The 14732-nt window shown below is 43.7% G+C and carries 14 protein-coding genes; 7 read left to right on the forward strand and 7 right to left on the reverse strand.

What is annotated here, in order from left to right; translation table 11 throughout:
- Positions 1-642, forward strand: coding sequence for a pyridoxamine 5'-phosphate oxidase (pdxH, locus tag FXV75_RS10185; protein WP_148833102.1), 642 nt, complete (start codon positions 1-3; stop codon positions 640-642).
- A 41-nt stretch (positions 643-683) separates the two neighbouring features.
- Here pdxH and FXV75_RS10190 read toward each other — a convergent pair whose 3' ends face one another.
- A complete protein-coding gene (locus FXV75_RS10190; RefSeq protein ID WP_262368525.1) occupies positions 684-1253 on the reverse strand; it encodes an alpha-ketoglutarate-dependent dioxygenase AlkB family protein in 570 nt (189 codons plus the stop codon).
- 11 nt (positions 1254-1264) lie between these two features.
- Here FXV75_RS10190 and FXV75_RS10195 point away from each other — a divergent pair, with 11 nt between their 5' ends.
- The 4 genes from FXV75_RS10195 (at position 1265) to yfaE (ending at position 6091) form a co-directional block, all read left to right on the forward strand.
- Positions 1265-1990, forward strand: coding sequence for a heparan-alpha-glucosaminide N-acetyltransferase (locus FXV75_RS10195; RefSeq protein ID WP_148833104.1), 726 nt, complete (start codon positions 1265-1267; stop codon positions 1988-1990).
- Positions 1991-2289: 299 nt separating this feature from the next.
- Positions 2290-4554 carry a class 1a ribonucleoside-diphosphate reductase subunit alpha gene (gene nrdA / locus FXV75_RS10200; RefSeq protein WP_148833106.1) on the forward strand — a complete coding sequence of 755 codons (2265 nt, stop codon included), beginning with the start codon at positions 2290-2292 and terminating at the stop codon, positions 4552-4554.
- Positions 4555-4674: 120 nt separating this feature from the next.
- Positions 4675-5808: a class Ia ribonucleoside-diphosphate reductase subunit beta gene (gene nrdB / locus FXV75_RS10205; protein ID WP_148833108.1), complete on the forward strand. Its 1134-nt coding sequence runs from the start codon at positions 4675-4677 to the stop codon at positions 5806-5808.
- Between the two features lie 28 nt (positions 5809-5836).
- Positions 5837-6091 (forward strand): class I ribonucleotide reductase maintenance protein YfaE, encoded by a 255-nt coding sequence (yfaE, locus tag FXV75_RS10210; RefSeq protein ID WP_148835341.1) that lies wholly within the window; start codon positions 5837-5839, stop codon positions 6089-6091.
- Here yfaE and FXV75_RS10215 read toward each other — a convergent pair.
- The gene (locus FXV75_RS10215) at positions 6083-6688 is read right to left on the reverse strand and encodes a CDP-alcohol phosphatidyltransferase family protein (protein ID WP_148833110.1); all 606 of its coding nucleotides are present in this window, start codon (positions 6686-6688) and stop codon (positions 6083-6085) included. The two genes, yfaE and FXV75_RS10215, sit on opposite strands and share 9 nt — an antisense overlap.
- A gap of 125 nt (positions 6689-6813) precedes the next feature.
- Between FXV75_RS10215 and FXV75_RS10220 the strand changes: the two genes are divergently transcribed.
- A complete protein-coding gene (locus tag FXV75_RS10220; RefSeq protein ID WP_148833112.1) occupies positions 6814-7575 on the forward strand; it encodes an alpha/beta fold hydrolase in 762 nt (253 codons plus the stop codon).
- A gap of 2 nt (positions 7576-7577) precedes the next feature.
- On the opposite strand, the gene FXV75_RS10225 is transcribed toward FXV75_RS10220, so the two are convergent.
- The 3 genes from FXV75_RS10225 to FXV75_RS10235 are packed head-to-tail and all read right to left on the reverse strand — an operon-like array spanning position 7578 to position 11380.
- Positions 7578-8480 (reverse strand): hypothetical protein, encoded by a 903-nt coding sequence (locus FXV75_RS10225; protein ID WP_262368526.1) that lies wholly within the window; start codon positions 8478-8480, stop codon positions 7578-7580.
- 18 nt (positions 8481-8498) lie between these two features.
- The gene (locus FXV75_RS10230) at positions 8499-10511 is read right to left on the reverse strand and encodes a TonB-dependent receptor plug domain-containing protein (RefSeq protein WP_148833116.1); all 2013 of its coding nucleotides are present in this window, start codon (positions 10509-10511) and stop codon (positions 8499-8501) included.
- The gene (locus tag FXV75_RS10235; protein ID WP_148833118.1) at positions 10508-11380 is read right to left on the reverse strand and encodes a prephenate dehydratase; all 873 of its coding nucleotides are present in this window, start codon (positions 11378-11380) and stop codon (positions 10508-10510) included. Before FXV75_RS10235 ends, FXV75_RS10230 begins: the two co-directional genes overlap by 4 nt.
- Positions 11381-11495: 115 nt before the next feature.
- On the opposite strand from FXV75_RS10235, the gene yidD reads away from it, so the two are divergent.
- Positions 11496-11777, forward strand: coding sequence for a membrane protein insertion efficiency factor YidD (gene yidD, locus FXV75_RS10240; protein WP_148833120.1), 282 nt, complete (start codon positions 11496-11498; stop codon positions 11775-11777).
- A gap of 35 nt (positions 11778-11812) precedes the next feature.
- On the opposite strand, the gene FXV75_RS10245 is transcribed toward yidD, so the two are convergent.
- Both FXV75_RS10245 and acs read right to left on the reverse strand, forming a co-directional pair.
- Entirely contained in the window at positions 11813-12463 is a 651-nt protein-coding gene (locus tag FXV75_RS10245; RefSeq protein ID WP_148833122.1) for a LuxR C-terminal-related transcriptional regulator, read from the reverse strand.
- Between the two features lie 28 nt (positions 12464-12491).
- Positions 12492-14450 carry an acetate--CoA ligase gene (gene acs / locus FXV75_RS10250; RefSeq protein WP_148833124.1) on the reverse strand — a complete coding sequence of 653 codons (1959 nt, stop codon included), beginning with the start codon at positions 14448-14450 and terminating at the stop codon, positions 12492-12494.
- Positions 14451-14732: the final 282 nt, after the last annotated feature.

The following is a 14732-nucleotide window of genomic DNA, read 5'->3' on the forward strand; positions in this document are numbered from 1 at the left end:
ATGAACAGAGACTTACATTCTATTCGTCGCGATTACCAATTTGACGATTTATTAGAAGAACACGCAGGCCAAGACCCTTTAACGCTGTTTGATACTTGGCTTGAAAAAGCCATCGATGCTTGCCCTGACGATCCTACTGCTATGGTTTTAAGCACCCTTGATAGCAAAGGTTTTCCTCATGCCCGCGTGGTCTTGTTGAAACAGCGCAACGACGCAGGATTTTCTTTTTTCACCAATTATGACAGTGAGAAAGGGCAACAGCTGGCGCAAAACAATCAAGCTTGTATGACGTTTTTTTGGCCGACGCTGTCTCGTCAAATCCGTGTTGAAGGCACCATAGAGAAAGTCGCCCAATCTGTATCTGAAGACTATTTTGCGAGTCGCCCACGTGGTAGCCAATTGGCCGCAAGAACGTCAAATCAAAGTAGGGTTATTGCCAATCGTGAAGCGTTACAACAAGCCTTTGATAAAGAGGAGAAAGCTTTTGACGGTCGAGACGTTCCTTGCCCAGAAAACTGGGGAGGCTATGTATTAAAGCCTACTTTCATTGAATTCTGGCAAGGCAGACCTAGCCGATTACATGACAGAATCTGCTTTACTCAGCAAGACAATGACTGGCTCATTACTCGAAAAGCCCCATAATAGTTTCTGTAATACTGAGCCGTAAAGAGCAATTAACAGGGTCAAAGTAGGAGCCGAAACGTCAAACTAATACGCTCTTCTTTGACACGTTTTCGGACCGGCAAACTGTGCTGCCATAAAACTTGTGTATCGGCTGCCATAATCAGCCAGCTGTTGTTTTCTAGTTCGATACTGTGTTTGATAGCGTGATTGGCCTTAAAGCGAAACAAAAAGGGTCGAGTGGCGCCTAGGCTCAACATCGCCACGACAGGCGCCGGGCCTAATACTTTCTCATCGTCTGCATGCCATCCCATGTACTCATCGCCGTTTTCATACCAGTTCAACAACACCGCATTAAAAGGCTGACCCGCCAACGATTCAGCCTCTTTTTTAATAGGTAACAACCAAGTTGGCCAACCATTTCCATGATGATCTTTGCCCGAGTAGCGATAACACAAGCCTACATCGGCTAAAAAAGCCACTTTTCTTGGCACTAAGACGTCGCGACCAAACATCACTAAACGTTCTCTTTGCCATAACAAAGCCTCTTGTAGTCGCAGCAACCATCCATCTAAGCTTGAGCTAGAAAATGAGTATCGGTATGATGGTTGAGCTTTTATCACGCTCGTCATTTTGGATTTCAATGCAAACCTCTCACTTTTCTGCGCCAGTTAAACGCAGTGCTTTTTTAGACCTGTATCGTGGCTTAGCCGTGCTGCTGATGATAGCGTTTCATTTCTGTTGGGATCTACGCAATTTTGGCTTTATTGATTTCTCTATTTACGACCCGTTTTGGGTGTATTTTCGACGCGTTATTCTCGTGCTTTTTCTCAGTGCCGTTGGATGGTCAACGTACGTCGCTCTTACTAAAAATAGCGCTGCGTCTTTTTGGAAACGGGATGTAAAACTGCTTATCTGTACGCTGATAATTTCAGTGGCAACGTATCTGGCCATGCCCACTCAGTGGATCTATTTCGGTATTTTACACTTCATATTTAGTGCTTCAATCCTTGCAAGGCCGTTGACTACACGCCCTATTACTTCGGCTTTACTCGGCGCCACAGTGGTGGTCGTATATCAATCCACAACCTGGCTGCACTTTCCGCACGCTTTCTCTACAATTACACACTATTTAGCATTGCCACAAAGAACTCTGGACATTGTCTTCCCATTTCCATGGATAGGTGTTGTTTTCATTGGGCCTTTGTTGGGTTATCTCAATTGGCATACATTCGCCACGCCAGACAATCGTTTAGTCCACATTCTCGCTTTTATGGGCCGCTATGCGTTGCCAATTTATCTCACCCATCAGTTACTATTATTTGCTCTGGTGGGCGGGTTCAGAATGGTGCTCACCCTCTATTTATGATCACTTTTCGAGCATATCTAAGGTTCAGTGTTTAACATAAAAAAATAGATGAAAATGAGCATTTTCATCTTGCCAATGGCCAACTTTACGCTTTTTCAGGCAAGCAAAGTAAGTGACCACTTCAACATTCTTTGTTTATTATTTTGGCGTTTTTTTCAAGCCTTGATTTTAAATTGAATGGGCACTATTGTGCACGTCAAATCAACCACGAAACACTATATATAGTATGTTGTTCTAAAAACACACACTACATACAGTAGATTACCTCTTTTTATACTGCAGTCATGGGAAGTTAAGGCATGAGCACTCTCACAGTCACCAAGCGCAATGGGACGACCGAAAACATTAACCTAGAAAAGATCCATAAAGTGATTACATGGGCTTCTGAAGGGTTAGACAATGTCTCTGTGTCCCAAGTGGAGTTAAAAGCTCGAATTCAATTTTTCGACGGCATCCGCTCAACCGATATACACGAGACCTTAATCAAGTCAGCGGCGGATTTAATTTCTGAGAATACACCAGACTATCAATACCTTGCTGCCCGTCTTGCCATTTTTCACTTACGCAAAAAAGCGTTTGGAGATTTTGAGCCACCTCACCTGTTTCAACATGTTAAAAACCTAGTCGGACAAAAGCGCTACGATGCACATTTATTAGAAGACTACAGTGAAGACGATTTTAACCAGCTAAACCGTTTTATCGATCATTCACGAGACATGAACTTTTCTTATGCGGCTGTAAAGCAGCTGGAAGGTAAGTATTTGGTTCAAAATCGAGTGTCAGGTGACATATACGAAAGCCCTCAATTTATTTATATCCTTGTTGCCGCGTGCTTATTTGCAGGTTACAACAAAAACGAACGCCTACACTTAATTCGTCGTTTTTATGACGCCGTATCAAAGTTCAAAATTTCTTTACCAACCCCTATTATGTCCGGTATTCGCACACCAACACGACAGTTTAGCAGCTGTGTATTGATTGAGTGCGGTGACTCGTTAGACTCGATCAACGCGACGTCTAGCGCCATCGTGAAATACGTCAGCCAACGGGCTGGTATTGGTGTAAACGCTGGAGCGATTCGTGCGCTTGGCAGCCACATCCGCGGCGGAGAGGCTTTCCATACCGGTTGTATTCCATTTTATAAACACTTCCAAACAGCCGTTAAAAGCTGTTCTCAAGGTGGGGTTCGTGGTGGCGCAGCCACTGTATTTTACCCAATTTGGCATTTGGAAGTCGAAAGCCTACTGGTACTGAAAAATAACCGTGGAGTTGAAGAAAACCGCGTTCGTCATCTGGATTACGGTGTTCAATTTAACCGATTGATGTACCAACGCTTGATCAAAGGTGGCAATATTACTCTGTTTAGCCCCTCTGATGTGCCGGGCTTATACGACGCTTTTTTTGCTGATCAAGAAGAGTTTGATCGTCTTTATCATTTGTATGAACAAGACTCTGCTATCCGTAAACATACAATCAAAGCTACCGAGTTATTTACTCTATTTGCTTCTGAGCGTGCTAGCACTGGCCGAATTTATCTGCAAAACGTGGATCATTGCAACACACACAGCCCATTTGATCCGAAAGTAGCGCCAGTCAAGCAAAGCAATTTATGCCTAGAAATTGCCCTTCCGACTAAGCCACTTAACAGCATAGACGATAAAGAAGGCGAGATTGCACTGTGCACATTATCCGCGTTTAACTTAGGTGCACTTGAAAACCTTGACGAGCTAGAGGAGCTTGCTGAGCTTATTGTGCGCGCGTTAGACAGTTTGCTTGATTACCAAAACTACCCTATTCCAGCGGCTCAACGCGCAACAGAATTGCGCCGTACATTAGGTGTTGGTGTCATCAATTACGCATATTACCTGGCTAAAAATGGTGTTAAATACTCCGACGGCAGTGCCAACGACCTGACTCATAAAACCTTCGAAGCCATCCAATACTATTTACTGAAAGCCTCTAATAAACTGGCCAAAGAATTTGGCCCTTGCTTGGCATTTAACGAGACAAACTACTCAAAAGGTATTTTACCGATTGATAGCTACAAAAAAGAAATTGATAACATCGTTTCAAAAGAACTGATTTATGACTGGGAAAGCTTACGCTCGGACATTGTTGAGCACGGTTTACGTAATTCAACACTGACCGCATTGATGCCGTCAGAAACCTCTTCCCAGATAAGCAATGCAACCAATGGCATTGAACCACCACGTGGTTTTGTGTCTATTAAAGCCAGCAAAGACGGTATTTTGAAGCAGGTTGTACCAGAATTTGAACGCCTAAAAGCCAATTACGAACTCTTATGGACCATCCCCTCCAATGATGGCTATCTGCAGTTGGTGGGCATTATGCAAAAATTTGTCGATCAGGCTATTTCAGCGAATACCAATTATGATCCGCAAAAATTCGAGTCACAAAAAGTCCCCATGAAAGTCATCCTCAAAGATTTACTAACCGCTTATAAATTGGGGGTAAAAACATTGTACTACCATAACACTCGCGACGGTGCAGACGATAAGCAGGAAGATATGGATGATTGTGCAGGCGGTGCTTGTAAAATTTGAGCCAAAACAAATTATAAAACGTATCAATTTAATAACGAGTGAAGTAAGTAAAATACATTGATCATTAGAGGTGTTTTCTCATTAGAGAATGCCTCTCTCCTTTGAGGACAGCACTAAAACATGAGTTATTCGACTTTCAACCGTAAGCACTTTGATAGTACAAAAGAGCCAATGTTTTTTGGTGAAAACGTCAATGTTGCTCGCTACGATCAACAAAAACACCCTATTTTTGAAAAACTAATAGAAAAACAGCTGTCTTTTTTTTGGCGGCCTGAAGAAGTCGATCTATCGACAGACCGTAAAGATTTTCAACGCCTAGAAGCCCATGAACAGCATATATTTCTGAGTAATTTGAAATACCAAACGTTGCTGGACAGCGTACAAGGTCGGTCACCAAACGTCGCATTTTTACCTATTGTCTCCTTGCCTGAACTGGAAACCTGGATTGAAACCTGGTCCTTCAGTGAAACCATCCACAGCCGTTCTTATACCCATATTGTTCGTAACATTGTAAACGACCCGACTAAAATCTTTGATGACATAGTAAACAATGAAGAAATAACCAAACGTGCAGACAGTGTATCGGTTTATTACGATCGACTGATTGAAATGGTCAATGTGTACAACACCATGGGCATGGGCACTTTTTCGATCCCTGGTAAAGGTGAGATAAAAATCTCCATGCCAGCGTTGAAAAAAGCGTTATATCTAACCATCGCCTCTGTCAATGTATTAGAAGCCATTCGTTTTTATGTCAGTTTTGCCTGCAGCTTCGGCTTTGCTGAGCGCACGTTAATGGAAGGCAATGCCAAGATTATCAAATTGATTGCACGGGATGAAGCGCTTCATCTCACGGGCACACAGCACATGTTAAACCTAATGGCGTCAGGCAAGGACGATCCTGAAATGGCTATTATTGCCGCTGAATGCAAAGATGAAATGCGCAACATTTTTATCGACGCCGCGGAGCAAGAAAAGGAATGGGCAAACTACCTGTTCAAAGATGGCTCAATGATTGGCCTTAATGCACAAATTTTAAGCCAATACGTTGAATACATTACTAATGTGCGTATGCAAGCGGTCGGACTAGACCCCCATTTCATCACCAAAAACAACCCTATCCCTTGGATTAACGCGTGGCTGGTCAGCGACAATGTTCAAGTAGCACCACAAGAGGCCGAGATCAGTTCTTACTTAGTGGGTCAAACAGACAATAGCTTAGACGATTCAGATTTCGATGACTTCGATCTCTAGCGCGTCCCGGTTAACCAAGAGCCAACCAGTGCATCGCGTCTTGCTGGGCAAAAAGCAAATTCTGGTCACTGAAAATGAGCCATTACTCGTTCAGCTTGAGCGCGCTGGCGTTAATGTGGAATACCAGTGTCGTGAAGGTTATTGCTCATCGTGTTCTATCAAACTGCTAAGGGGAAACGTTCATTACCCATTTGAACCTTTGGCATGGGTACAAAGTGGCTACTTGTTAGCCTGCTGCGCTATTGTGAAAAGCGACATTGAAATTGCATTTTTCTCAAGCTAAGGTACGGTAACCCGCATACAGTCGGGTTGCCGTGGTGATCCAGCATATCGCGCCAAAAACAGTCGCTACGACAGAAAAGTGGCTAGGAAAAAAGCAGATTAACACCATAAAAGCAATGGTTTCTGTGCCTTCAGCCAATCCACCTAGGAAATACAGAGATTTCTTACCATAATCTAAACGTTCAATATTTCGCTTTTCGGCCATGATAGCAAACGCTAAAAAACTGCTTCCGGTACCCATGAATGAAAAAATCAAAAAACTGGCGGCCAACGCGTTATCAGCAGGGTTCATCAGCGCAAAGCCAAAAATAACGGCCGAATAAAAAATAAAATCTAAGGTAATGTCTAAATACCCCCCCAAATCGGTAGGACCCTGCACACGGGCGACAGCGCCGTCTAATCCATCCATAATGCGATTAACCACGATGCACACCAACGCCAATCCGGTATTACCAAAATACAACGCAGGCACACAGAGCATCCCCACAAAAAAACCGAACAAAGTAATCCAATTTGCTTGAATCGAGCACTTGTCAATACACAGAGCCGCCGCTCGCAGCGGGTGTTTTAAATAATGAATAAACAGCGTATCTAACATAGGTAAAGCGACCTTGATTCAATGAAGACGAATATTAAAAAGACTTGGTATACTATTAACACAGTAAAATATCTTGTTATTGGCTTACGCTTTTTTAAACTACTCAGCAAAAACACAAGGCAACTATGATACACGCAAAACAATATGGCTCATCGGGCCCACACCTTCTTATCATCCATGGTTTATTTGGTAATGCTGACAACTGGCACTCTATTGCTCAATCCTTAGCAGAAAACTTTACCGTGTACTGTATTGACCTGCCAAATCACGGTAAATCAGACGGTATGAACGAAGCAACTTACCCTAACATGGCCCAGGCCGTACTTGACTGGGCAGCCTCTAATACTATCAGTCGCTGCTACCTGATGGGCCATTCTATGGGTGGAAAAGTTGCCATGCAAATGGTGTCAATGGCGCAAAATGTGACCATAGAAAAACTGATTGTGGTCGACATTGCACCGGTGGATTATGCCCCTAGCCATACCGATATCTTGGCCGGTTTAAAAGCACTTGATCGTACCGTTATCATGACACGAAGAGACGCGGACATACTGTTAAGCCAGTACGAGACGAACACCACTGTCCGGCAGTTTTTACTCAAAAACCTTATTCAAGGCGAACATGGTTACACCCTTGCTCTGTCGGTCAATAATATCGAACACAGTTACGCCGCTATTTTACAGAAACCCCCGATAGATCATGCTGTCACTACCCCCACTTTGTTTATAAAAGGGGAGAAATCGGATTACATTATGACCCACCATCAAGATGCCATAACGACCTTATTCCCAAAGGCAAGTTTTAAACTAATCACAGGAGCTGGCCACTGGCTTCACGCTGAAAAACCACGCCCCTTTACCAGTCTAGTGAAGCGCTTTTTACTCTAACATCAGCACATTTTTTCCGAACACAGACCGTATTTTTCTTTTAGAAAAGCCGGTGACGGTAAAACAACGCCATGGAATTTTATCAGGTAAGGGTTAAAGCTCACTCTTAATAGGTCCGGATACGAGGGCGCTGGCAACCTCTTTTCTTTATTCCACAACATAATATGGCCTGCCAGAGCGCTCAACTTAGTACTGGTATCAGAATAAACGGCGAACAACGAACCCGCTTGAACAAAGGCCAATGAAGGGCCGATGATGATCTGTCGTTTATGAAAAAGTAATCTTAAAATATCTTGGGCATTGCCATTTTTATAAAGCTCTGTATCAACCAAAGAAAAAATAATGGTCGAATCTTCCAAGACAAAATTAATCGATCTTAAGACAGACAAACGATCGGTGGCGGTTTTTAGAAACTGAAATTCAAAGCCATACTGAGCGGCTTGACGTTGCATGCGCACTTCGTCAATAAAAAGAGAATCACTGTAAATAACCGAAAGTGGCTTTCGATCAAACCAAATAGCGTTTAATAACGTTAAGCGTTTCTCTAAAGGCGCACCAGAAAAAACAGCGCTGCTGGGCACAGAGCATCGCGGCTGTATATTTAAATATTCTTCTTGGCCAATAAATACCGCGACCATGGCGCTTTTGAGGGGAATGGAACACAGCTGACGAAAGCTGTCTGCTCCAACCGTCACAACAAGATCATTCTTCTCAAGCTGCGACACGTTCTGCATCAACAACAGTCGACGAATGGGTATGATAGGAACATCTGTAGGCAAAAGTTTAGACAACTGAAAAGTCAAAGACCTTACCGCGCTTTCTTCATCGTCATGGACAACGTATATCGCTGACGATACGTTGAACGAAGCCAATAAAAGACACGCTAATAGAAAAAAACGTTTCACGCTTCTATTCATCCAAAATCAAAAAGTGATGTTGGTAAATACATACGCAAATGACGTATCAAAGTAATTATTATGCTCCGAGACAATCGCGTTATCGTTCAGTTTCGTCTCCATTCCCACCCCCACTTGCATTTTTGAATAACCTCCTAACAATAGCTTATAAGACAACCATGTGTTGAGAAATTCATAATCTTGTCCCCCCAACGCTTTTCCATACCAATAATAGCCTTGAACAGACAGGCGATCCGTGACGGGCAGACTGCCGAAAACCGACATTATCCTAGGCGTTGTGGCTTTTAAAAGTTCAGCATTATCCGTTTGAGTATCTTGATAAGCATAAGTAACACGCGTCATCGCGCCAGAAGATTGGCGCCAATCCACTTCAATTTCAAGTCCATTTATGAACACGTCTTCCGTTACGCCCTCTTGTAGTGGGGCATCTACCTGTCTAAAAGCGGAAAAATTTTTGTTGCTGACCACCAGGTCGTTAACGTCATCGTGATAAATTTTAAGATCAAACGAAAGCCCTTTATCGGGCCAATACTGATAATAACCTACTTCATAAGATGTAATTTTCTCTTCCTGCTCCCCCTTATCCGCGTATGACGTTGTTGAGCTTAAGCCATCAGATAACACGTAATGCCATTTAAAATACTGGTCTGATATATCAGGCGTGCGGACCGCTTTGGACACATTCGCGCGCAGCGACTCTTGCTCAGAAAGCTTATAAGTTACGCCCAATTTAGGCGATAAAAAAGTCCCGCTCATTTCACTGCTTTCAAGCATAACGCCGCTGTTAAAGATCCACTGTTGCGTCGCACGATATTCCATATTAGAGGAGAGGCGGAAAATTGAATCGCTGGCTTTACCAGACAAAAAGTGCTCAGACTCAGCCTGCTCTAAACGGTAGCCAACGGCCGAAATAAGCCTTAAATGATCAGACACTTCCCACGTACTTTGCAATTCAATATCTTGTCGAGTTTCTAACAGATCAACCGCATAAGCATCATAGACCGACACCGTACTGACACCACCAAATAACTGAGCATAAAACCCAGGACTCAAGGACACATCATGGTGTTCATAAAGGTCAGATTGATCGAAATAATACTGCAATTTTATTTCATGATTGGGCGACGTTTGTTTCGTATAACTGAGCTTCACATGCTCTCGATCAACCAGACGCGTGGGCTGATTCGTATCGTAAGACGCCGCGGACAGGTATTGCGAAGGGTCAATATTATCAGCCAAGTGACTGGCCCCAATATCCGCATCAAAAAAGCTGCTTGTTGTCTCATGCTGAAAAAGCACATTACCCATTGTAGAAGCATAGCCATCATGACGTGGATCTCCGTCTACATCTTCATCAAATCCACTGACGTTAGTGGTCGAAGCTGATGCACGGTAACTCCAATCATCTTTTAACCCGCTGTGCTGACCATACAAGCGATAATCTCCACGCGAACCAGAATAGGCAGAGAGACTGTCGCCAAGCGTTTCAAGTGGCGAGCGAGTAATGATATTGACAACGGCAAAAAATGAATTAATACCGTAACTTGCTGCGTTGGGCCCACGATTTATTTCTACTCGTGCCACATCTTCGATATTAAGCGGCAAAGTTGCCCATTCCACTCGGGCTAAGCCAGCACTGTATACAGAACGACCATTGACCAAAACTTGGATTCTTCGGTATTGGTCCAGTTGAGTACCATGATAAGACACGATCTTTTGACTCGACGTTTTAAAAGGTGCCACCGAGAAACCAGGCACAAATTGCAACAGATCTTCAACGTATTGCATCGTCGTACGCCGAATAAAAGCCCCCTCTAAAACCGACAACGAAGAAGAAACGTCGGCTCTTGGTTGCGCTATTTTAGAAGGCGTTACCACAACCGGCCCCGTATTAACCCCATTAGTCACTAAACCAAAATCCGGGGTTAACGTAGAAAAGTACGGCATTTTGTTTGTTTCTGCCAAGGCGTTCATACAAGAAAAAAAAGCCGCAGCCAAACACACACCACGAATCATCATTTTTTGCTCAACCGGTAATCGTCCGCTAAGTAAGTGCCTAAAATACGCACTTCCTCAGAGAAAAATTGCAACTCTTCTAGCGCCGCTTGCATCGATGCAGATTGAAAGTGTGCCTCTACATCCACATAAAACTGGGTCGCAGTAAAGTGGCCATTGACCATATAACTTTCTAACTTCAGCATATTAATACCTTGAGTCGCAAAGCCACCCATGGCTTTATACAGAGCAGCTGGAATATTACGTACCCGAAACATGAAGGACGTAATATAGGTCATGCCTTCTTCATGTATGGGCATTTTCTGCTGACGAGCAAACACCAAAAAACGAGTTGTATTGCCAACGGTGTCATTAAAGTGGGTTTTTAAAACCGCCAAACCATACAATTCAGCCGCCAACTCTGAAGAAATCACGGCTAAACCAGGCTCTTCACATTCAGAAATATGCTTTGCAGCCCCTGCGGTGTCATACATTGCCTGACTTTTTGCACCTAATCGTTTGATATTGGCATCGCACTGCGCCAACGCCTGAGGGTGACTACCAATACGAGTAATCTGATCGATGACCATCGAATGGCGTGCAATGAGGCAATGATTGACAGGTTCAAAATGTTCTTTCACCACATACAATTGCGTGCGTTTCAACTCGCGGTAAATTTCTTCGACTCGACCCGCAGTTGAGTTTTCAACGGGAATCATCGCGTACTGCGCATCACCCCGCTCGACCATCTGCAACGCATCAACAAACGTAGCGCAATGAACGCTCGTCCAATCCGGAAAGGTGTGTTTGCAAGCAAGATGCGAATAAGCACCAGGCTCACCTTGGTAGGCAACTACCTGCATGGCATCAAAAGTAAACGGTTGATCTGGCATGATAAAATCTATTTTGTGTTATATTTCGGTTACATTAGCAAATTGACGTTACGATTTACACAAAAATGACCATCCGGTTTTTATCTTATTATCCATCCACTGGACACACCACTCAATGAAAAGAGTTTTAATCGCATTTGTCAGAGGTTATCAGCTTATTATCAGTCCGTTTCTTGGTAACAACTGTCGCTTCTACCCATCTTGCTCTCACTATATGATTCAAGCGATCGAACAGCATGGGGTTATAAAAGGCGTCTATCTTGGTCTAAAAAGATTGTCAAAGTGCCATCCATGGCATGAAGGAGGAATCGACCCAGTGCCCAGCTGTCAGCACAACAAACATAAACAGCCTAACGATATAACGTCGGATGAAAACCGTCATAACAACAAACATTAAGGCTAATAAGAAAACGCTAAAACGTTTCAGCGTCGCTAATGCGTCATGACAATCTGTAACTTTAAATTACTCGCAATGAGAACAGCTTGAGTTCGATTATTAATTTCTAACTTGCGAAAAATCGCGGTAATGTGCGCTTTCACGGTCGCTTCCGATATGGACAGTTCGTAGGCAATTTGTTTGTTCAGCAGACCTTCATGCAAATAACACAGTACTTTATATTGTTGAGGAGTGAGCTCAGCAACCTTCTTTTGCATTGATAAGTCAGGTTTAGGTTGGTTTGCTACTTCTTGCTTAAGCGCTTCAGGAAGCCAGATATCCCCCGCTAAAATAGCGTGAATAGCTTGCACATAGGTCGCCGGCTCACTGGTTTTAGGAATAAAACCCAGCGCGCCTGCATCGATCACATTCGCCACCATCGCGCTGTCTTCACTGCCTGAAATCACAGCAACGGGCACGTCAGGGAAATCTTTTCGAATTCGGATAAGACCGTATAGATCACCGCTGCCTGGCATATTCAAATCCAATAGCAACAAATCAAGGTCATTTTGATGTTGTAGACATTGTAAAGTCGAATCCAAATCATAGGATTCGACAATGACAATTCCCTCTATTTCTGCCCGCAACGCGCCACTCAGCGCGCTACGAAACAGAGGATGATCATCCGCGATAACAAGTGAAATCACTGTGGATCCTTTTTAAATGTGTAAGCTGTCACACATTTAAACGGTTTTCGATCAAATCATCAACCACACTTGGATCGGCGAGCGTACTTGTATCACCTAATTGGTCATGTTCATTGGCCGCAATTTTTCTCAAAATACGGCGCATGATCTTACCAGAGCGAGTTTTTGGTAAGCCTTTGCTCGCCCATTGAATCAAATCTGGCGTGGCAATAGGCCCAATTTCTTGGCGAACAAATTGCTTTAACGACTTGGTTAATTCTTCGTCTGGTGTCACACCGGCAATGGCACTGACGTACACATAAATACCCTGACCTTTAATATCGTGAGGATAGCCAACAATAGCAGCCTCTGCGACAGAAGGATGAGCCACCAGCGCACTTTCGATCTCAGCGGTTCCAAGACGATGCCCAGACACGTTAAGCACGTCGTCCATACGACCTGTAATCCAGTAATGACCCTCGGCGTCACGTGACGCACCGTCACCCGTAAAATACATACCATCAAAAGTACTGAAATAAGTTTGCTCAAAACGCTCATGATCGCCATAAACTGTTCTGGCTTGACCTGGCCAAGAATCCGTTATCACTAACCCACCTTCAACCAACACACCTTGCTGATCTTGCAACACGCCTTGTGCATCCACTAAAGCGGGTTTTACTCCATAAACAGGGCCCGTACAAGAACCTGGTTTGATATCACCTTGCACAATACGCGGCGTCATCATGGTTCCGCCAGTCTCTGTTTGCCACCAAGTGTCTACAACGGGACAAGACGCGTTACCAATCTCATTGTAATACCAAGACCAAGCTTCAGGGTTAATCGGTTCACCCACGCTTCCCAAAATACGCAGCGAACCACGATGACTGGTTTTAGTCGCTTCATCACCTTTTGACATCAAAGCACGAATCGCTGTTGGCGCCGTGTATAAAATAGTGACATCAAATTTATCAACCACACGACCAATTCGTCCTGAATCTGGGTAGGTAGGTACACCTTCAAATAAAATACTGGTCGCGCCATTGGCAAGTGGCCCATAAACCACATAACTGTGACCGGTAATCCAACCAACGTCAGCTGCACACCAGTAAACATCGTCTGGCTTCAAATCGAATACTAATTCATGGGTTAATGACGCATAGACTAAGTAACCACCCGTGGTATGAACAACGCCTTTTGGCTTGCCCGTTGAACCGGATGTGTAAAGAATAAACAAAGGGTCTTCGGCGTTCATTGGCTCGACAGGGCAATCTGTACTTTCGTTTTCAACTTCAACAGCCCAATCCAGATCTCGACCTTCAAACCAAGGCACGTCTTTTTTGGTATAACGATACGTAATAACAGACTCAACAGTAGGGCAAGCATTGTCCGCAAGAGCCATGTCAACATTGTGTTTGAGCGGGATCGTGTTACCCGCACGACGACCTTCGTCAGCTGTAATCACTAATTTCACTTCGCAATCGTTTAATCGATCAGCAATAGCGTGCGCTGAAAAACCACCAAAAATAACAGAATGGATAGCACCAATGCGGGCACACGCCAACATGGCATAAGCCGCTTGCGGTATCATCGGCATGTAAATAGCGACTCGGTCACCCTTTTTAACGCCTTTGCGTTTTAGCAAATTTGCTAAACGGCCTACTTCGTCGTACAAGTTTTGATAGGTGACAGCAACTTTCTCGTCACTTTCTGAGTCCCCTTCGCAGTAATAAGCGACTTTGTTAGCCGAGGTTGCCAAATGACGGTCAATACAGTTATGAGCGACGTTTAATTCGCCGTCTTCAAACCATTTAATGCTTACTTCACCTCGTTTAAACGAGGTATTTTTAACTTTTGTATAAGGCGTAATCCAATCTAAACGCTTCCCTTGTTCAGCCCAAAACTCATCTGGGTTTTCAATCGATTGTTGATAGCGTTTTTCAAATTCTGCTTGACTCACATTGGCATCTTTTGCCGCCTCACTTGAGGTTGCGCTATATAATGACTTCATAACCCGCTCCATTGTTAAATTTGTTATTCGGATGCTGAACTACTATAACTTGCAAACGCCGCTGCACCATTCCACTTTAGTCTTATGATAAATGTGTAATGAGATAAAGCGTTTTTGCTTAGGCAAACAAGGTGAAAGCGCTTGTATTTTGTATGTCACAACACAAAATGGATCCCACTCCATGGCGGTCTCAGTTCAATCCATCGGCCATTTCTTGCTCACTAAAAATACATCAAGCGCCAAAATAGCATGATAGTCATGGCTTTTACTTACTAAATTCGT

This window comes from Marinomonas sp. IMCC 4694 (genome assembly GCF_008122525.1).
Lineage (GTDB): Bacteria > Pseudomonadota > Gammaproteobacteria > Pseudomonadales > Marinomonadaceae > Marinomonas.